The 19805-nt window shown below is 55.0% G+C and carries 13 protein-coding genes; 8 read left to right on the top strand and 5 right to left on the bottom strand.

Annotated features, from left to right (window positions below; all coding sequences use genetic code 11):
* Positions 1–152 precede the first annotated feature (152 nt).
* From F1381_RS20840 to F1381_RS20830, 3 genes are all read right to left on the bottom strand, one after another.
* Positions 153–455, bottom strand: coding sequence for a hypothetical protein (locus F1381_RS20840; protein ID WP_246188130.1), 303 nt, complete (start codon positions 453–455; stop codon positions 153–155).
* 13 nt (positions 456–468) lie between these two features.
* On the bottom strand, positions 469–2943 hold the full coding sequence (locus F1381_RS20835) for a hypothetical protein (RefSeq protein WP_151736773.1): 2475 nt from the start codon (positions 2941–2943) through the stop codon (positions 469–471).
* Between the two features lie 61 nt (positions 2944–3004).
* Positions 3005–3994, bottom strand: a complete 990-nt coding sequence (locus F1381_RS20830) for a tRNA dihydrouridine synthase (RefSeq protein WP_151736772.1) — start codon at positions 3992–3994, stop codon at positions 3005–3007.
* 296 nt (positions 3995–4290) lie between these two features.
* Here F1381_RS20830 and F1381_RS20825 point away from each other — a divergent pair, with 296 nt between their 5' ends.
* The 3 genes from F1381_RS20825 to F1381_RS20820 all read left to right on the top strand — a co-directional run bounded on the left by F1381_RS20825 (position 4291) and on the right by F1381_RS20820 (position 7146).
* Positions 4291–5529 (top strand): C45 family autoproteolytic acyltransferase/hydrolase, encoded by a 1239-nt coding sequence (locus F1381_RS20825; protein ID WP_187355489.1) that lies wholly within the window; start codon positions 4291–4293, stop codon positions 5527–5529.
* Between the two features lie 169 nt (positions 5530–5698).
* Positions 5699–5782 carry a putative holin-like toxin gene (locus F1381_RS29125; RefSeq protein WP_219214875.1) on the top strand — a complete coding sequence of 28 codons (84 nt, stop codon included), beginning with the start codon at positions 5699–5701 and terminating at the stop codon, positions 5780–5782.
* 359 nt (positions 5783–6141) lie between these two features.
* Positions 6142–7146, top strand: coding sequence for a phosphotransferase enzyme family protein (locus F1381_RS20820; RefSeq protein WP_151736770.1), 1005 nt, complete (start codon positions 6142–6144; stop codon positions 7144–7146).
* Positions 7147–7255: 109 nt separating this feature from the next.
* Here F1381_RS20820 and F1381_RS20815 read toward each other — a convergent pair whose 3' ends face one another.
* Both F1381_RS20815 and F1381_RS20810 read right to left on the bottom strand, forming a co-directional pair.
* A complete protein-coding gene (locus F1381_RS20815) occupies positions 7256–7486 on the bottom strand; it encodes an AbrB/MazE/SpoVT family DNA-binding domain-containing protein (RefSeq protein WP_151736769.1) in 231 nt (76 codons plus the stop codon).
* Positions 7487–7562: 76 nt separating this feature from the next.
* Complete coding sequence (locus F1381_RS20810) at positions 7563–8351, bottom strand: SDR family NAD(P)-dependent oxidoreductase (RefSeq protein WP_151736768.1); 789 nt, start codon at positions 8349–8351, stop codon at positions 7563–7565.
* 386 nt (positions 8352–8737) lie between these two features.
* Here F1381_RS20810 and F1381_RS20805 point away from each other — a divergent pair, with 386 nt between their 5' ends.
* From F1381_RS20805 to F1381_RS20785, 5 genes are all read left to right on the top strand, one after another.
* Positions 8738–13291 (top strand): carbohydrate binding domain-containing protein, encoded by a 4554-nt coding sequence (locus F1381_RS20805; protein WP_187355488.1) that lies wholly within the window; start codon positions 8738–8740, stop codon positions 13289–13291.
* A gap of 161 nt (positions 13292–13452) precedes the next feature.
* Positions 13453–14871 (top strand): sugar ABC transporter substrate-binding protein, encoded by a 1419-nt coding sequence (locus tag F1381_RS20800; RefSeq protein ID WP_151736766.1) that lies wholly within the window; start codon positions 13453–13455, stop codon positions 14869–14871.
* A gap of 92 nt (positions 14872–14963) precedes the next feature.
* A complete protein-coding gene (locus tag F1381_RS20795) occupies positions 14964–15944 on the top strand; it encodes a carbohydrate ABC transporter permease (protein WP_246188129.1) in 981 nt (326 codons plus the stop codon).
* Positions 15941–16795, top strand: a complete 855-nt coding sequence (locus F1381_RS20790; RefSeq protein ID WP_151736765.1) for a carbohydrate ABC transporter permease — start codon at positions 15941–15943, stop codon at positions 16793–16795. The genes F1381_RS20795 and F1381_RS20790 overlap by 4 nt, the downstream gene beginning before the upstream one ends.
* Positions 16796–16823: 28 nt before the next feature.
* Positions 16824–19805, top strand: a complete 2982-nt coding sequence (locus F1381_RS20785) for a GH36-type glycosyl hydrolase domain-containing protein (protein ID WP_151736764.1) — start codon at positions 16824–16826, stop codon at positions 19803–19805.

The raw sequence follows: 19805 nt of genomic DNA, 5'->3' as shown, positions 1-19805 counted from the left end.
TACGCTCGCTTCAAGTCTGCCGTCAATTTAGCCGGCTTGGGATTATACGACCAACGCTTATTCGTCAAGGTTTCCCGCCTCCTTTAACCTGGCAGCTTACTCTCCCTGTTCCTCCGCCCCGTCATGCTCCGCGAACCTCTGGTGTTCTAAAGTCAAATCACATCAAACTCAATACCCGGATCGATATTGTTCAGGATATCATCATCCGGATTGGTACGCATATAGCCCCCGCCATCTTCCATGGAAAGATCTATGTCCGTATCTCCATCCCCGTCCCGCCAGTATCCTTCCACATAAGTCCCATCCTCCCGATAATAGGGCTCTACGAAATGGGGGTGGACAAAATGCTGCTCTGGATTAATCCCTGCAGTATCCATCGCGTCAGCATTAAGGAATACCTCTTCAAACGGATTATTATCCTCTGCAATCATTACTGTCTCCTGCACAACGTTCATCTCAGCAAAAGGATCAGATTGTACCGATTCTGGATTTCTCAGCTTGTTCTGAAACATTGTAGTTCACCTCGTTCTGGAATAATTGAATATACAGCTCTGCCGTGTGGGATGAATCTTGTACATGTTCGATGAGAGCTTTCTTTGGCATTGCAACGGTATGATCAATCGGCAATTGCTTGAAGGTATAATACTGGCTGATTTCCTTGAACAGAAGATCAACCGCCTCAGGATTCGTTAAAGCGGACTTATACAGGGGTGCCAGCTGTTCGAAGCTACCCGTCATATACCGGTTGGCCTCGGATACATGGTAAGGGATCAGCGTATCCATCAAATGATGGAAGGTATCCAGCGCCTTCGTCATATAAAAGTCCAGACTGTTATGATCGAACAGCGAATCCAGCTCTGCCTTTTGTCTGGCGTCTTTTGCTGTAAAAAATGAGTTTGCACCAAGGAACATCCCGCCCATGATCAATGTTACCGGCGGAAAGCCTGCTGAGATAATCGTAAACGCCGTTCCCAGCCCTACCGTCATGGCGGCCTGAGCATACCCCCGCTTCTCTCTTCTCTTAATGATGTGTTCAATATCGCCCTTTGGAATAATCAGCCTATATACAGGCGACAAGGCCCCTTCAATCTCGGAAAGAGTCTGCCTCATCTTCGTGCTTATATTCATGAAGCCTTGCTGCATATAGCGGAACGGCTGCTCATGCCTGTCCAGGTTTGCTCCAGATAATATCGTTCGAGAGTTCCTCTCCAGCATGGCCGGCAAATAAATGGATACCTGATCAAGCCTGCGCTTCTGATTCTGAACTGCATAATATAAGAAGTTAAGAAGTCTGCGGTTGCATTCATCGCGATTTTGAACGTTCTTTTGGATTTCTTCAATCCCGGCCTGTAAAGCATATAACTGTCCGAACAAATGATACAATGCAAAGTCATTCACCTGCCGGGACCAGCTTAAATACAGTTGCGCTGGCGGAATACGCCTCACAAGGGGAGCTTTGCTCTGCTGATAGGTGGTGCAGATGATGCCGGGCACTTCTTGAACCGGCAGCATAAAGAAGCTATCTTCACTGTCCTCCGCAGTATGTATCCTCACCCTTGCAAAATCACTACTCTCCCCTACCGCTTCCGAAACGGAGATGTCCATTACTGCCTGACTCTTAAATGAATGAAGGAAGGTATCCGCCCCTTGGCTAAAGGTCATTCCTAATTCGGTTTGAGTAAAATAGTACGGCTGCTCATTGGAAGTATATCCAATCTTCTGGTCTTCCAGCTTGCGCACGGCGGATGGGCCGAAATTTGAAATCCAACCGCGATCCTTCCAAGTCACCATAGCGATCTCAGAACCGTGAAGAAGAAACATCCGCTCCCCGGCATCTATTATTTCCGGTTGATGTGCAGAGGACGAAACAAGCTGCATGGTGTCCCATTGGATTAATTTCATCTGATGAGGTTTCTCCACAAGGAGCGCGACCTCCTGGCCATCATATGCTGCTTCCCGGTAAACACCATATAAAGAGCCCAGCTGGTTATGCAAAATCCGATTTTCACAAACCCACGTCCGCTCAGCAAAAGCAATGGCATCCGGCCGTTTGACGTCGATTATATAAGGGATGTCTTGCTTTAGAACAACCGAACGATTACCTTCCTTCTGATAATACCAATCATCTTCATTCAAATGAAACTCGTTGAGGAGAGACCAGCTGGTTTCGTCTACTGCGGCAATATTGCCGTCTGCTTTGTGTACCAGAGTCACTTCCTGGCTATCTATGTGACTACCATTAACCACCCCGCTGAATAGTGCGGAATAGAGATTAAGGATAGGCCCTGTTAAGTCAGATAGCAGCTCCGTGTTCTTCCACAACGTCATCAAGACAGCCAGCGTCCCTTTGGACGGTATGAACAATCTGACAGATCGCACCTGCTTGTTATCTTTATCCAGGAAACCCTTCAATACAGCAGAATAAGGTCCTGTGCCATTCATCTCCATAATGCGGTGAAACGGGATGGTGTGAACCGAAAGCGGATATTCGCTTGTTAAATCCAGCTGATCCTTTGTCATACCCATAGTCATATAGGAAGGAGTTCCGCCATCGTCATAGTCGACATAAACAGGAATCTCATTTGAAGCGTTCTCTGAAAAAAGGAAGCAATCATACGGCATCTCATTTAAGCAGATCTCAAACTCTTGGATTGAAACCGTAAAGTTAAAGCTGAATGGGTATGTATCTACACTTGTTAGATTCATCCCGTAATTCGTAAAGAAATTCACCCTAATCTTGCCTGGATTGGCGTTCATCGTCCGTACTGTCTCCGAACCAAACATGCCGCCTGTATCGTGTACAATGACCCTGCCTTGACTTGTCATGCATAACGTATGTGTTCCCACAAATGATTTTCCATCATAATGAAATCCATCTGATCCTGTGTAGACGACTTTTTCGCCAAATATCAACTGCTCATTTATTAAATTGGGGACTGTCACTACTTTTCCTGCCTTCTCTGTAGTAATACTTGTTATGCTGCATGATTACAATCCGGGCAGCTTACTCTCCAAGCTCCTCCGCCCCGTCATGCTCCTTGCTTGCGAACTCCTCCAGCAGCGCACGCGCTTCGCTTGTGGACCTGGTGTTCATTAAGTGGTTTCGCAGCTCGCTGGCCCCGCGGAAGCCGCGGACGTATATTTTGAAGAACCGGGTCAGAGGGCGGTACGAACGCTGCTCCAGCGCGGAATACTGATCATAGAGATCCAGGTGCAGCCGCAGCAGATCCAGCAACTCGTTACTACTGTGTTCCCTCGGCTCCTGCTCAAAGGCATACGGATTATGAAAAATCCCCCGCCCGATCATAATCCCATCCACCCCGTACTCCTCCGCGAGCTTAAGGCCGGTCTGCCGGTCAGGGATATCCCCGTTAATGGTCAGCAGGGTATGCGGCGCCACCTCATCGCGGAGCTTCTTGATCTCCGGAATCAGCTCCCAGTGGGCAGCCACCTTGCTCATTTCCTCTCTGGTGCGTAGATGGATGGACAGATTCACGATATCCTGCTGCAAAATATGGGTTAACCAGCCGCGCCATTCGTCTACGCTGGTGAAGCCGAGCCTTGTCTTGACGCTGACGGGCAGTCCCCCGGCTTTGGCCGCCTGGATGAGCTCCGCTGCCAGCTCGGGACGGCAGATCAGGCCGCTTCCTTTGCCGTTCTCGGCTACATTGGCGACAGGGCAGCCCATGTTGATATCGATGCCTTTAAAGCCTTCCTTGGCGAGGCCGATGCTCATCTGCCGGAAGTATTCCGGCTTATCGCCCCAGATATGCGCGACCATGGGCTGTTCGTCCTCGGTGAACGTCAGCCGCCCGCGCACACTATGGTTCCCTTCCGGGTGACAATAGCTCTCCGTATTCGCAAACTCTGTAAAGAACACATCCGGTCTGCCCGCTTCACTCACCACATGGCGGAATACTACATCCGTCACATCCTCCATGGGCGCCAGGATAAAAAATGGCCGTGGCAACTCACGCCAGAAATTTGTTGTCATCTCGAAAACCTCTCTATAAATACCGGGAATCATCCTTCCCGAAATAGTAGACTAACTTGTTGATATCCTTGCTTTTAGATACAGCATGTCAAAGCTTCACATAATAAACGACAGGTTGTGTTAAGGTGTAGACACTTCCACAAGTATACCATAATCCGGAGCGAAGCATCCTTCCCCAATATCCTCACACATGGAGGGGCTGCTGCACCGGATACCTACAGCTTGCCGCCGCCGGCGGCCGAATGGAGATGAACATGAAGAGATACTTAAGGCTAGGCCTATTTCTCATTCTTGCTGTGAATGTAGCTGGTTGTTCTAATGGTAAGGCGGCGGCTGGCGTATCCAAAGAGCCTGTCTCGATGGTCCATAAGGGCAGCCACTTTGAGGTGGTCCTTGATTATACTGCGGGCACATCCCATTATGAGATGGGAAAAGCCTATGGTGCGGCGATCCTGGAAGCTGTACCGGATTATGAAAGCCTTTTCGATTCCTACCTGGCCGATATGACCAGGGACAACCAGGATCTTGACTTTCTTTTACAAAGAGTAAAGGATATCAAGCCGCAAATGGAACAGGATTATGCAGATGAAATTGAAGGAATTGCCTCGAATTTCTCAGGGGGGGCCGACAGCATCAGAGGAGACGGGAAGCTGTCTGCGGAGGAGCTGTTCTTGATCAATCTGTTTCCGGATGTAGCGAGAGGCACCCAGTGTTCAGCGGTTAGTGTATACGGACAACGTTCCGAGACCGGTGAGACCATTACGGCGAGAATTCTGGACTGGGTTAACGGCACGAAGAATCAGCTTTCCAGAATGCATGCGGTCGTTACGTACAAGAATGATAATAAATCCATCGTGACGATTGGCTATTTAGGGTTTATGGGGACGGTTTCCGGATTTAATGATGACAAGGTCTTTGGGGCAATTCTGGATGCAGGGACGGGGGCAGCGTATTCTTCCTCCTCGAAATATTCGTACCCTATGGATTTGCGGTATGCGCTGGAGCATTATCAGACGATGGATGAGGTTGCGGCTTATTTGACCTCCCCCGATCGGGAGTATGCATTTAGCCATCTAATCTTTATGAGCGATCCAACCGAAAGCAAGGTTCTGGAGAATAATGTAAGCGGGCAGGCCAACAGCCTTCGTGACGTCCGGACAGAAGAGTCCGAATTCAACGGCAAGATCGTCTGGGGGATCAGTGACTCGATCGGAAGTGTGAACTCATTTCTGCTAAAAGGTAACTTTAATAACCACTCCTTGAACTTATTCAACACCGCAAGATATGAAAGTATGAAGGATGCGCTTGAGTCCAAAGGGGAAGAAGTCACCGTAGATGAGCTGAAGTCCGTAGCCTCTTACTACGGCGGGGAAGCACCCGGAGAGCAAACGAATGGGGATCTTTATAATCTGGGGACGCAGCAAATTATTCTTTTTGAGCCAGGCGAGCTGAAGCTGGAGGTGTTCTTCCGGCCCATTGATAATGTACTGCCGGCGGTTCCGCAGTTTGAGGAGATTGATGTGGATTTGGATTAATTGTTACCTTAGGATTTTCTCCCAGGATTGAATTGTATAATCTTCCAACTCACAGTACAACATGGTATAATCGCGAGAGCAATAGAAGGCTTGCAAGGGCGGTCGGCTAATCTCCCGGAAAAGCTTATGCTTACGAAGAGGCTTTCTCCGAAAGCCATTAGGTGAAGCCATGGAGGTTTATCAAGCGTTGTCACTGATGTTCATGTTCGGCATGTTCATTATTGCTCTGCTTAACTACCTCAAAAAGAAATAGACCGCCCTATCCCAAGGAACCGGTCTATCTCATGACTGCTATTCCGAAGCCGCCGCCCTTAAAAGCGGCTATTGCAAAAGGGGAGTCGTGTTGGTAGCACGGCTCTCTTTGCATTTTACGCTATTTCTGCCTTTATTATAACATGGCAAAAGGAAATTTCAATCCACGCACCTGCAAGAACTACGCCGTTGAAAACAAGTATAATCAACCGTTCCATATTCCCAACAGATAAATGTGTTATTGTAAATTTGTACATCTATAACGAGGAGCGATCTGTAATGCAAACCCATTGGTTCAGGTACATCCGCTTGCGTAACTACTCTCTATAAGGATTTTATATTAGAGAGGAGAACACGACTTTGGAACAGGACATTATAGCAAAGCTTGACGCTGATATTATCCGGTATGGAGCATCCTTATTTGGTACTTCCTTAAAAGAACTGACCAGTATGGGTGGTTCCATGAATTTCGTATACGAATACCAAAGAAATGAACAACAGTACGTTTTACGGTTCACGCCGGCTGAACACCGCAGGTTGGAATTAGTCCAGGGCGAATTAGATTGGCTGCTATTCCTGCATCGTAATGGTCTTTCAGTCTCGATACCCGTTGAATCGCTACAAGGCAATTTAGTTGAATACATCAATGTAAATGATGGCTCTTTCATAGTTACTTCGTTTATTAAAGCAAAAGGGGAAGCCGCCTCTTACCCTGACTGCCTTCACGACCATGAGTTGTATTATAAATGCGGAGTAGCGGCCGGAAAACTGCATGCGCTCTCAAAGTTATATACACCTTCCGATCAGACCATAGCGCGTAAAGACTGGCGCCATAATTACTACTTGATGAATAGACACAAGTTTATTCCCTCTGATCAGACAAAGGTTATTCAAGGTTGTAGGAATACAATATCTGCACTTGAACATGAATTGCCGATTGATTCTGAGTCTTATGGATTAACCCATGGGGACATTCATGTGGGCAATTTTAAGGTGAATGATCGCAGTATTACTTTGTTTGACTTTGATGAGGCTCAGTACAACTGGTTCATTAATGATATTGTCACCCCAATGTACTATCTGGTCTATGTATACGGTGGGGATGATGGAAGAGCGTTGCGGGAGTCACAAGCCAGCCGCTTCATGGAGCATTTCATGAAAGGCTACATTTCCGAATATAGGATCGACGATTATTGGATAAAGAAAATCCCCCTGTTTCTGCGCCTCCGGGAAATCATTGTATACGTTGGCATGTACAGAAACCATCCCGATATCTCCACTTTAAATCAATGGGGCAAAGATTTTATGGCCGAAGCCAAAGTAAGAATTGAAAAGGGCATTCCGATTGTAGATATATGGAGTTAACATTCAGTTAGTTAACAAAAAAAGGGGGCTCGCTGCCCCTCTTTACTAATTTCGTGGGGGTTGATCTGCAACCATACCAAGTCACCCCGATCCGGCACATATCCGCCCGTCACCCTGCTTCCCGTCCTTGTATTTCACCAGTAGAAACCTCTTTATGGAGATTGTCCGGCGTGACCCTGGAAAGAATCTCGTCCAGTGTTGCCGACTTCGGTTTGATTACAAGCTGCCCGTCTTTCACATCGAGATCGACTTCAGAGCCTTCTTCAATACCGACCTTCAAGGCAATGGACTTCGGGATGCGAATGCCCAAGCTGCTCCCCCATTCCTGGACCTGAAACATAAAACCGCCCCCTAAATTGTCTAAACACATCTCCTTTGCAAGTCAATCAATGGATGCAGTGTTGAGCCTCTTTGATCTAAATCAGCCTGTCCTTGCGGAACCCCGCCGTCATAAAACGCCATGCAGCCTTCCGGTTGGTCAGCCAGGCGATTTGAGCGCCGTTCCTGGTGTTGCTGAGTATTCTGGGTACGAGGAATTTGGCGACCGTCTCCGGTTTGTCTGCCAATATATTAAATATTCTTCTGAACCTCTCATCCGAGATGACCTCCGATGGATCACCGTCGGGCGTTCGTGTAATAAAATCAGTCAGCATCATGCCGGGAGATAGCCTCCCTGCCAGGATTCCTGTGCCTTCCAGTTCTTTGGTAAGCCCCTTCGTAAAATACGTTAATGCGTGCTTCGTGGTACCGTACAATATGGTCTTGGGCTGGATCATATTGTTGGAGCCCAGACCCTCCATACTGTATATCGCCCCATGCCCCTGCTTGAGCATCCCTGCTGCCGCAATCTGTGATCCATATATCATGCCTGTAATATTAGTTTTTATAATATTGTCAGTGTAAGATTCGCCCGTTTCCCAAGCATACTTGTGCGGCGCATTTTGCCCCGCATTATTGATCCAGATATCTATCCTGCCCCATTGATCCATAGATGTGTCCCAGAGGTTCTGGAGACTTGCTTTGTGTTGGACATTGCATGGGACATAGATGTATTTCCCCTCAAAGAGCGAAAGTGAAGCCGCGGCGGCTTCCGGTAATCTTTCACCCCTGCCAGACAAGATAACATTACATCCGGCCCGCAGAAACTCCATTGCCATAGAGAACCCGATCCCCCGTGTACTGCCGGTTATCACGATATTTTTCAATGAAAATCCTCCTTCGCTCCCCCTTGCGGTTGAGGGTTAATTCTCTCGCCATCGGCGCTAACCCTTAAGTAGAGTAAATTGAACAGGGTGGATAATTATGTAAGTAACTACTATAGGTGTTCTATAATCACAACCCTTATCCTGCTCGCTTACCCGTACCACAACTGAAAAATATGCTGGGAGACAATTCTATAATCCGGGAAGAAGAACCGGCCGTGGCGCAGGCCGTCCGCAGAACTGGGGGTATGCGGCAAAGCAACATCCAGGTTGCATCTTTGTTATGGAGGCTAAGGATATGGTATGTCACCCCCATAGGACCTGCTTCTATACTGAAATCGACCGGTAGCGAAGGCCGGTAATAATGCAGGTACATGAGGAGGAATCACATGATATACCGCAAAGCAATAAGCGGACTGATGGCAGGCATGCTGCTGCTGGGCTGCTGGCCGGCCGGGGGCTTCAGCCCGCAGGCGGCAGCTGCTCCAGCAGGCGGAGGCCCAGCTTCATCGGCGGGGTTTGCCGATATGACCGGCCACTGGGCCGAAGCAGCTGTAGTGAAGCTGGCGGACGCCGGCGTCCTGCAGGGCGCCGGGCCGGGCCGGTTCGAACCGGGCCGCGCTGTCACGCGGGCGGAAATGGCTGCCGTGCTGACCCGGGTATTCCGTTACACCGGGCAAGGAGACATTGCGTTCAGTGATGTAAGCGCTTCTTCCTGGTATGAAGCGCCGGTGCGGCAGGCATATGCAGCCGGCCTGGTGACGGGGTACCCGGATGGCCGGTTTGAGCCGGACGCACCGGTGGCGCGGCAGGAAGCGATGACGCTGCTGTACCGCGCCTTCGGGCTTGAGCCAGGCCCGGCCACGGCACTGGCCGCAAAGCCGGACGGCGCCGAGGTGAAGCCCTATGCCCGCGAGGCTGCAAGCGCGCTGGTCGCCGCAGGCTATCTCGGCGGCGATCCGGGCGGACGGCTGAAGCCGCAGGCAGCCCTCAGCCGGGGCGAGCTGGCGGCCCTGCTGGGGCGGATGATCGGCTGGATCAGCCCGGCCGAAGGCTCTTACACCATCGGCGATGTTACGGGCAGCGTCATTGTCAACCGTCCGGGCGTCACCCTGAAGGGCGGTGCTGTCGCCGGCAATCTGTATGTGACGGCCGGTGCAGGCGAAGGGGAAGCTGCCTTGTCGGGGGTGAAGGTGAGCGGTGTGACCCGGATTTCGGGGGGCGGCCAGCATTCCGTCGTCTTCCGCGGCGCTACTCTCCAGAAGGTCATCGTGGATAAGCAGACTTCACCGGTTCGTGTAGTCCTGGAGGACGGAACTGCAGCCGTCCGGCTGGAGCTGGTCCAACCGGCACTGATTGAGGTGTCCGCCAATTCGCGGGCGGACGTGCTTGCAGTCGGGGCGCCGGCAGGCGGCTCCCGGATCAAGAATCAGGGACGCATCGGGCTGCTGGAGGTGGGTGCCGCCGGGGTATATCTGAACGATACTCCGGTGCAGCAGGGAACCTCATTGCAGGGAGTGGGCAGCACCGCTACAGCGTCACCGACCGCCAGCCCGACGGCGATGTCCGGCGGAGGCACGGGAACGAACCCGACTGCACCGCCGCCATCCGCTACACCGTCTGCTTCTGCTTCACCATCTCCATCTGCTTCACCGTCACCATCGGTTACACCATCACCATCTGCCACTCCGTCGCCATCTGCAACAGCTGCTCCCAGTGCGACGCCGTCCACGGACGCAGACCAGTGGGAACTGGTGTGGAACGACGAGTTCGACGGTACTGCCATTGACGAGAGCAAGTGGAATGTACAGGATACCGGTCTGGTGTATAACAACGAGCTGGAATACTACCATCCAGACAATGCGTTCCTGGAGCAGGAGAGCGGCAACCGCGTGCTGACGCTGGAGGCCCGGAAGCAGGACCACGAAGGCAAGAATTATACCTCCGGCAAGCTTACCTCCAAGCTGAAAGGCGACTGGACCTACGGCAAGTTCACGGTACGGGCCAAGCTTCCGGTCCAGCAGGGCATGTGGCCGGCCATCTGGATGATGCCGACGGACGAAGAGAAGCAATACGGGCCTTGGCCGGGCAGCGGCGAGATGGACATTATGGAGCTGACGGGTCCGGTCGCCGGCGATGAGGAGAAGGCGGACCTCTACCCGCGCACCGTTCACGGCTCGCTGCATTATGACATCCCGCATGTGTCCCAGTCGAAGACCTACGTGCTGCCGGAAGGACAGACATTCGCGGATGACTACCATGAATTTACGCTGGAATGGCTGCCGGGCCTGATCCGTTACTACGTGGACGGCCACAAGTATTTCGAGACCAGCGACTGGGGAACCAAGGCCGCCGGGCAGCCGGATTATTATGCCTACCCGGCGCCGTTCGACCGGCCCTTCTATATGATTCTCAATCTGGCTGTAGGCGGCGACTGGCCGGGCGATCCCGCCGCGGATTTCCAGTCCGATCGGATGTACGTCGACTATGTCCGCGTCTATCAGTACAAGAATCTGGACAAATGGCCGGTACCTGGCGGCGAACGTCCGTCCGATCCAACAGCGGCTGTTCCGCAGCGGCCGGCGCTTGAGGACGGCAACCAGCTCTATAATGGAAGCTTCCAGGAAGGCGCCGCGAATGACGGCGTGCCTGAAGAGTGGCAGTTCATCACCAATGCGGGGGGCGCAGGAAGCGTCAACCTGGTGCAGGATACCGCGAAAGGCCAAGTGGCCAAGGTATCGGTCAGCGATGGCGGATCGCAGAATTACTCCATTCAGCTGACGCAAATGCCGCTGATCCTGGAGAAGGGCAAGGCCTATAAAGTAACCTTTGAGGCCAAGGCCGATGCGGACAGACCGCTGATGAGCAAGCTGACCGAATTCGGGGGCGGCTGGACAGCCTATTCCGAGGAACGCAACTTCCAGCTGACGAATCAGTGGCAGACCTATGAATATGCCTTCAACATGAACCAGTCTACGGATAACAATGTACGGTTCGAGTTCAATCTCGGCAAGAACAATGTACCTGCTTACTTCACCAATGTCCGCGTGGCCGAGACGGAGCCGCTGCCGGCCGTACGCACTCCGCTTGCGGACGGCAATCTGATCTATAACGGCGGCTTCGACCTTGGGGCCGGCCGGATGGAATATTGGACGTTCGGAGTGGTACCGGATTCGGGAGCTGCCGCCAAGGCGCAGGTCACGAACCGTCTGGAGCTGCCGCTGATGAAGCGGGAATTCAGCGCCGAGGTTACGGCTGCCGGGAACACGGCGGCTGCCGTGTCGCTGTCCCAGCCGAATCTGCCGTTGTCGCCCGGCTCTTACCGGCTCTCCTTCGAGGCCAGGGCCACGAACGGTCAGTCCATTGCCATTGGCCTTCAGGCCGGAGATCATGAGGCGATCCTTCCGGACGGGAGCGAAATTGCGCTGACCTCCGACTGGAAGAGCTACACCGCAGAGCTTGTGGTTCCCGGTACCGAAGATGTGACCGGCACGCTCTCCTTCCTTCTGGGCCAGAGCACCGGCATCACGGAGCTCGATCAAGTATCTCTCGTGCGTATGGCCAATCCGGCGGCACTTGACGGGTATCTGCACCTGCAGGGCGACCAGTACTGGACCGCATCCGGCGTGTCACTGATCCCGAGCGGCGAGGGACGCCAGGATATCACAGACATGGATGCAGGCGACTACGCGGACTTCAAGGTCAAGCTCGTTCAGGGCGGCACGTTCGTGCCTATCGCCCGCGTTGCCAGCACGGAAGCCGGTTCCGGCCTGCAGCTCACCGTGCTGGATGAAGCGAAGCGACCGGTTGCGGCTGCGCCCGTCTATCAGACGGACATCGGCGATACCGGCGGCCTCCGGTCCTACCGGGCGCATACGGGCCTGCCGCTGACGCTGCCTGCGGGAACCTACTACTTCCGCCTGGCGGGACAAGGCTACAATCTGGCCTGGCTGGATCTGTCGCGGGAGCTGATCGCCAATGGCAGCCTGGACCAGAAGACGGCCGACGGCTGGACGCTGTTCAAGAAGGATTGGGCTCAGGAGGACCCGGTCAAGAACACCGTGATGACTGCCGTATACGGCAACCTTAGCATCTATATGGACGGAACCGGCGACGAGGACTGGAATGTGCAGGTCAAGCAAGGACCGCTTCCGCTGGTCAAAGGCCATGTCTACAAGCTTCAGTTCGATGCCGATTCGACGCTGGCCCGGCAGATCCGGGCGGTGCTCCAGCGGGACGGGTCTGCCGATAACCTCTGGACGCCTTACTTCAACGAAGCCTTGAGCCTGACGGAGGCCGGCGGACATTACGAATATTATTTCACCGCCGCAGCGACCGACCCTGCCGCCCTGCTCCAGTTTAACCTCGGCAGGCTTACGGAAACGCTGGGCGGTCACCGGGTGAGACTCGATAACATCTCGCTGCTGCGCGTGAACCCTGTGCTGTCCGGTCAATCCTATGCGGAGAGCCTCGTTCCGAACGGAGATTTCGCCGGACCGCTGCAGGGCTGGAATTACTACTCTGCGGATAACGGCGAACTGGACATTTCCAATACCGATCAGGCGTTGTCGATCAAGGTTGGAACCGCCGGAAGCAACAGCTGGGACCGTCAGGTCTATTACGAGGGCATTACCTATGAGGATGGCAATCACTATACCCTTACGTTTAAGGCCAAATCGACGAAGCCGCGTGACATGAACATCAGCATCGGCTGGCTCGACACCGCCAACAACTACACATGGTACGGCTATACGAGCAGCATCGTGAGCGTGGGAGCCGATTATATGGAGTATAAGGTCGAATTCGACGTTACCGGTGGCGGGACCCCGGTGGGACGCATATCGTTCGAGCTTGGCAAGGTCGGGCAGGATGCCACAGGCGGCCTGCAGGTGGATATCGACGATATCCATCTGGTGAACAATGGTCCGTCCATTAGGCCTTGAAGCCTGGCGAAATGATGAATCTTTTGATATCCAGAGTTGATTATTTGTTATTCAGGCTTGGGATTTGGTATTTAGGCCGTGTACCGGCACTTCTATAATAAAGATGCGGAGGCGGACAACCGCCCCGCATTCCTTAATTAATAGCAACGGGGGAGATTAAAATGAGAAAAACAGCAATGGCAAGCGCAGCCCTGCTGGCCGCGCTGTCCCTGGCAGCCAGCGGATGCGGCGGCAATAACAATGCCGACAATCAGGCTTCAGGTTCGGATAACAACGCAAAAGGAACAAATGCTCCAGCGGCAACTTCCACTGCGGATACCTCCGCTAAAACGAATGATGATCCGGTCACACTGACCGCCTGGATCATGCCGAACAGCCCGAAGCCGGACGCCGACTTCCTGAAGACGATTGACCCTTACCTCAAGGAGCATCCGAACGTCAAGGTAAAGGTTACCGTACTGGACTGGGGCTCCGCCTGGACGAAGGTCACCACGGCGGCGACCAGCGGCGAGGGGCCTGACCTGCTCCAGCTCGGTTCGACCTGGGTACCGGCTGTCGCCAGCATGGGCGGCATCGACAAGCTCAACGACAAAGTAGCTGACGTAGGCGGAGCTGAAGCGTTCCTGCCGGCCATCTGGAACACCACTTCCATCTCCGGGCAGGAGGATGTGTACGGCGTGCCGTGGTTCGTAGACGCCCGTGCCATCTACTACCGCACCGACGCCTTCGAACAGGCCGGCGTGGATGCAGCCTCCGCCTTCAAGGATTGGGATTCCTTCAAGGCTGCACTGGAGAAAGTCAACGGCGTAACGGTCGGCGGCAAGAAGATGGCAGCGCTGGGCCTGCCGGGCAAGAACGACTGGAACGTCGTCCACAACATTTTCCCGTGGATCTGGGCGGCCGGCGGCAACGTTCTGGCTGACGACAACAAGACGGTAACCTTCAATGACGATAAGGGTCTGGAGGGCGTCATGTACTATACCAGCCTTGCACAGGAAGGCCTGGTTGACAAGGCCTCGCTGGAGAAGAACTCGTCGCAGATCGAAAGCGACTTCGGTGACGGCAACTCGGCGGTGATCATCTCCGGCCCATGGCTGGCGAAGAACTTCAACACCCCGAAGGCAAACGGCGGGATGGACGACAAGGCGGCAGCCAAGAATTTCGCCGTCGCTCCCCTGCCTGCCGGTCCCGGCGGCCAGTATACCTTCGTCGGAGGAAGCGATCTGACCGTCTTCAGCGGCTCCAAGCATAAGGATGCCACCTGGGAGCTGATCAAGTACCTGTCCTCGGAGGAAGCACAGAAGGCCTACGCCGATATCTCCGGCCAGCTGCCTTCCAAGCTGTCGGTGCTGAACGCAGCCGATATGGACGTGAATATGAAGGCATTCGCAGAAGCCACCAAATACGGACGCAGCTACCCTTCCATCCCGCAATGGGGACCGACTGAAACCGCGCTGCAGAAGCACTTCGCGAATATCTGGGATATTGTGGCCGGCGTCAAGGGCGACTATAACAAGGACAGCATCCAGAAGGAAATGGATTCGGCCGCAGCTGAAGTGAAGGCCATCGTGAATCAATAAACGGATTGATAACATTACATCTATAACTGAGCGGGAGGCCGCTGCGCCGCTAGGCGCGGCGGCTGTTCCGTTCATAAAGCGAGGGATACGAGATGGGACTCCAAAGGGATACCGACCACCGGATGAAGGGTGCACCGGGCGCTAAGGTCCGCTGGACCAAGCGGGTAAGAGAGCATAAATTCGCCTATATGCTGGTGCTGCCAACCTTGATCTTCATGATGATGGTGCATCTGCTGCCGATGATTCAGGGCATCTGGATGTCACTGCTGAACCTGAATCAATTCACTCTGGCCAAATATCTGAAGGCGCCGTTTGTAGGCTTAAGCAATTACTGGGGCCTGCTGTTTGATACCGATAATCCTGTCCGCCAGGGCTTGAACTTCGCCGTCCGCAATACGGCCATCTATGCGGTCGTCGTTACGGTGGGCGTCATGGTCATGGGCCTGCTGATGGCCATTCTGATGAACCGGGACTTCCCCGGCCGCGGCATCGCCCGCACCGCCATGCTGCTTCCCTGGGTCATCCCGTCCTATGTGGTGGGTGTGCTCTGGGGCTTCATGTGGCAGCAGAACGGCGTCATCAACTACCTGCTGGTGGATGTGCTCCATCTGATGCACGACAAGCCGTTCTGGCTGATGGGACCCAATACGATCTGGGCCATCATCATCCCGACGATCTGGCGCGGCTGGCCGTTCCTTATGGTTATTTTCCTGGCCGGACTGCAGACCATTCCCGACGACATTTACGAAGCAGCCACCATCGACGGAGCCCACAAGCTTCGCCAGTTCTGGCATATCACACTGCCGATGCTGAAGCCGATCATTGCGGTGCAGCTGCTGTTCCAAATTATAAATAACGTCTATTCCTACAACATTGTCTCGACCATGTTCGGCAACGGCGCAGGCTATCCCGGCGAATGGGGCGACCTCCTGATGACCGCCTTGACACGCCAGTCGTTCGGCTACTGGGCCTTCGGCTCCGGCTCCGCCGCTTCCCTGATGCTCATGGTGGCGATGCTGATGGTTGTCGGCGTCTGGTATAGAACCTTCAGAACGGAGTTGAACGCCCAATGAGCCGCAGCAGACGATCCAAATCCTCCTTTGTCCTGACGTCGCTGACCTGGGCCATCGTATTGCTCACAGTGTTCCCCATTCTGTGGATGGTCTTCACCTCCCTGCACTCCAACGATCAGATCATGAACGGCATTACTTCGTTCGAGCTGAAGAAGCCGCAATGGGTCAACTATGTCAACATGTGGGATACCGTCAATTTCGCCGTCTATTTCCGCAACAGCCTGCTGATCTGCGGCGTGACGACGGTGCTCGCCGGCAGCTTTGCCGTGCTGGCCGGTTATGCACTGGCCCGGTTTGAATTCCCGGGCTCGAAGGTGTTCAGCATGAGCATTATTTCCACCCAGCTCATTCCCGGCATTATGTTCCTGTTCCCGATCTACCTGATGTTTCTGTGGATCCGCAATACCTTCGGCCTGCCGATGATCAATACTTACTGGGGCATGATTCTTGTCTACACGGCGTTCTATACGCCGATCAGCATCTGGATTATGCGCGGCTTCTTCGTCTCCATTCCGAGAGACCTGGAGGAGTCGGCAGCCATTGACGGCTGTACCAAATTCCAGGCCTTCTACAAAATCATTCTGCCCCTCTCTGTACCGGGCATTATCGCAACCGGCATCTTCATCTTCCTGACGGCCTGGGATGAGCTGCTCTTCGCCTGGGTGCTTACGACCAGCTCCGACGTCCAGACCATTCCGGTCGGCATCCGGTTGTTCGTAGGGCAATACAACACCCGCTATGACCTGCTGATGGCTGCCTCAACCGTAGTAACGCTCCCGGTCATGGCCACCTTCTTCCTGACTCAGAAATATTTCATCAGCGGCATGACCGCCGGAGCCGTCAAGGGCTGACCGGGTCTTGCCAGGAAAGGATGTTATTATGCTGAATTATATTGCCGCAAGGGATTTGAACCTGTCTCCCGAGGATGTGCTTAGAGAGCAATTCGGGCCTCTGGTCGGACCCGGACTGCCGGTCAGCGCCATCTTCGCCGATTCCCGCCACCTCTCCGTCATCGGAGTATCCGGCCTGCCGCTCCGGCTGCCGGCCGTCCGGGAGCTGCTGAAGCTGCCGGAGGTGGCGGCGCTGCTGCCCTCCGCCCGGACCGGAATCTCGGCACTGCTCGCGGTAGGCGGCGGGCAGAAGCTTGCGCTGTACCTCCGCTCCGCCGGGGAGGAGGTACAGGAAGCGGAGATTCCGGAGGCCGCAGCCCAGGCTGCGCTCCGTCTGCTTCGGGAAGCCCCGGGCTGGGCGGGAACGCTGAATGCCGAGGGCGAGCATATTCTGGACCTCCGGACACCGCTGCCGGGGCCGCATTTCGCGGTGAACCTGCTGCTGGGCAACCGTCTCGGCTTCCCGCATCCCCTGCAGACGACGCCGAAGAGCGTCGTAGACCGGGTAGGCGGAGGAAGCTTCCGTTCCCATGCTGCGACGCAGGTCCTCGCGACCCGCTGGGATATGCGGCAGGAGGAGAACGGCTTCCCGGCCAACCGCCAGTTCTACCTGTTTGAGGACGGGGAACAGATCTTCTATTCCGCAGACCCCGGGGATGACCGTATTGAATCGGCGGTATGCCGGCATTCCCAGAATTCGACGGTAATCACCTACCGGACGGTCTGCGGTCTGGAGATCACGCGTACCCTGTCCATTCTGCCCCAGCACGAGAACGAGCCGCTGGCCACTGAACTGCAGCGGATCAGCCTTGCGAACAAGAGCGGACGGGACCGCAGTGTCCGGCTCGTCTATACGGGAATGTTCGGTTCCGCCGCACCCGGTGCGCTGTTCGAGGACGTGCTGTACAGCAATGTCATTATGCAGGGCGGTGTGCTCCGGGACGAAGCGGGCGCTGTTGCCGCCATCAGCCCGGATTATTATCCGGAGGCAGGCCGGAACGATCTGCGCTTCCATACGATGATCGTTCATGGGCCTGACGGAGCAGAGCTGCCTTACGAATACTGCGTGAATTATAACGAATTCGTAGGAACCGGTACGCTGCACCGGCCGGCGGGCGCACTCAGGCTGAGCAGCGTGCTGCACCGCAAGGGGCCGGGCTTCTTCGCGGTGGCTGCGCCCGTGGCATTGCCGGCCGGCGGAACAGCCGCGGTAGACCAGTTGACCGGGCTCGTCTCCGACAAGAGCGGCGCCGCCTGGAGCGAAGCTTCACTGGCCGGTGAGGTCGGTGCGCTGGTCCGCCGCTTCTCTTCGCCGGATGCAGCCGGTGCTGCACTCGACGAGGCCCGCCGCTTCGTCCGTGACTATGGCCAGTTCCTCCAGATTGAGTCCGGATCACAGGAGCTTGACGTGTATGTCAACCGGAACCTTCCGTTTCAGGTCCTGTACCAGTCCTTTGTCTCGCGCTCCTTCTGCCAGACCCAGAAGGGGTACCGCGAGATCGGCTTCCGCGAGATTCAGGACCTGTACGCATCCATGTATTATTTTGTCGGCATGGGACGCTCCGGGCTGGTCCGCAGCCTGTTAATGGAATGGACCGGGATGGTGTTTGAGTTCGGCTATGCCTTCCACAACTTCTTCTGGGTCGGCAAAGAGCCGGGCAAGTGGTCCGACGATGCGCTGTGGCTGGTTCAGGCCGTTCACCGCTATGTCATGCTGACCGGCGACGCCGGCATTCTGGACGAGGAATGTCCGGTTGCCGGAACAGACGGGCGGCGGCGTCCGGTCTTCGAGACGCTTCAGGCGATTATCACCTACTCCGGCCGGATCTCAGTCGGACGGCACGGTCTGCCGCTGCTCGACTATGCGGACTGGAACGATTGCCTGAAGCTGGACGGGGATTGCATTAACGGCCCGGCGAAGGAGGCCCGCTACCGGCAGCAGCTGGAGCAGGGCGGAGCCTTCGGCGATCCGCTGGACAGCGATTACTCGGAGAGCGTCATGAATGCCTTCCTGCTGAAGCTGGCTGTGGATGAGCTGGCCGAGCTGGCGGACAAAAAAGGCGAATCCGCCTGTGCGGAGGAACTGGCAGCATTCAGTAAGGAGCTGCGGGAACGGGTACAGGCTCACGCCTGGAAGGGCGATTTCTTCGCCCGTGTGCTCTTCAATCGTTATGCTGACGGCGAGTACACCTATCTCGGCGCTGCCGGAGACGGTCTCTCCGCTTCCGGGGAGCATGACGGCTCTTACTTCCTGAATTCGTTCAGCTGGAGCGTGCTCTCCGGCTGTGCCGACGAAGAGCAGATCGCGATCATGCTGGATACACTGGAGCGCCACCTGAAGACCCCTTACGGCCTGAAGCTGGTGTCGCCGGTTGCCCTTGGCCGGGTGTCCTCGCATACGGCCTCGGACGAGTATTTCCCGGGCGACCGGGAGAACGGCGGCGTCTTCAAGCATGCCTGCATGATGGCGGCCTCGGCGATGTTCAAGGGAGCCAAGGAGACCCGGAATGCCGCGCTTGCCGCCCGCCTGTCGGGCCTGGGCTACTGGCTGGTTGACCGGGTCCTGCCGTACCGTACGATGGAAGACCCGTTCGGCATCTGCGGCAACCCGAGATTCTGTACGCAATACAACAACAGCGAGACTGGCGAGAACATCGGCCCGATGCTCAGCGGCACCTCGACCTGGCTCACCCTCTCGCTGATGGCGGCATGGGGCGTGGAATTCAATGAGGAAGGGCTTGTCCTTGATCCCGTGCTGCGGGAGACGGACACGAACCTGTCCTTTACCGTGAAGCATGACGGCACGGCGTACCGCATCCGCATCGTCAAGCCGGAAGGCTTCTGCCGGCTGCGGGACACCCCCGCCAGCCTGACGGTGGACGGACAGGAGCTGCCGAAGGGGCTGGTGCCCCACCTGAAGGACGACGGCTTCCACGAGGTGGAGCTGCGCTTCGGGGTAGCCGGGCACTAG

Source organism: Paenibacillus tengchongensis (assembly GCF_008973665.1).
GTDB lineage: Bacteria > Bacillota > Bacilli > Paenibacillales > Paenibacillaceae > Paenibacillus_AQ > Paenibacillus_AQ tengchongensis.
Note: the sequence above shows the minus strand (reverse complement) of the source record. Positions and strands in the feature narration are given on the sequence as shown.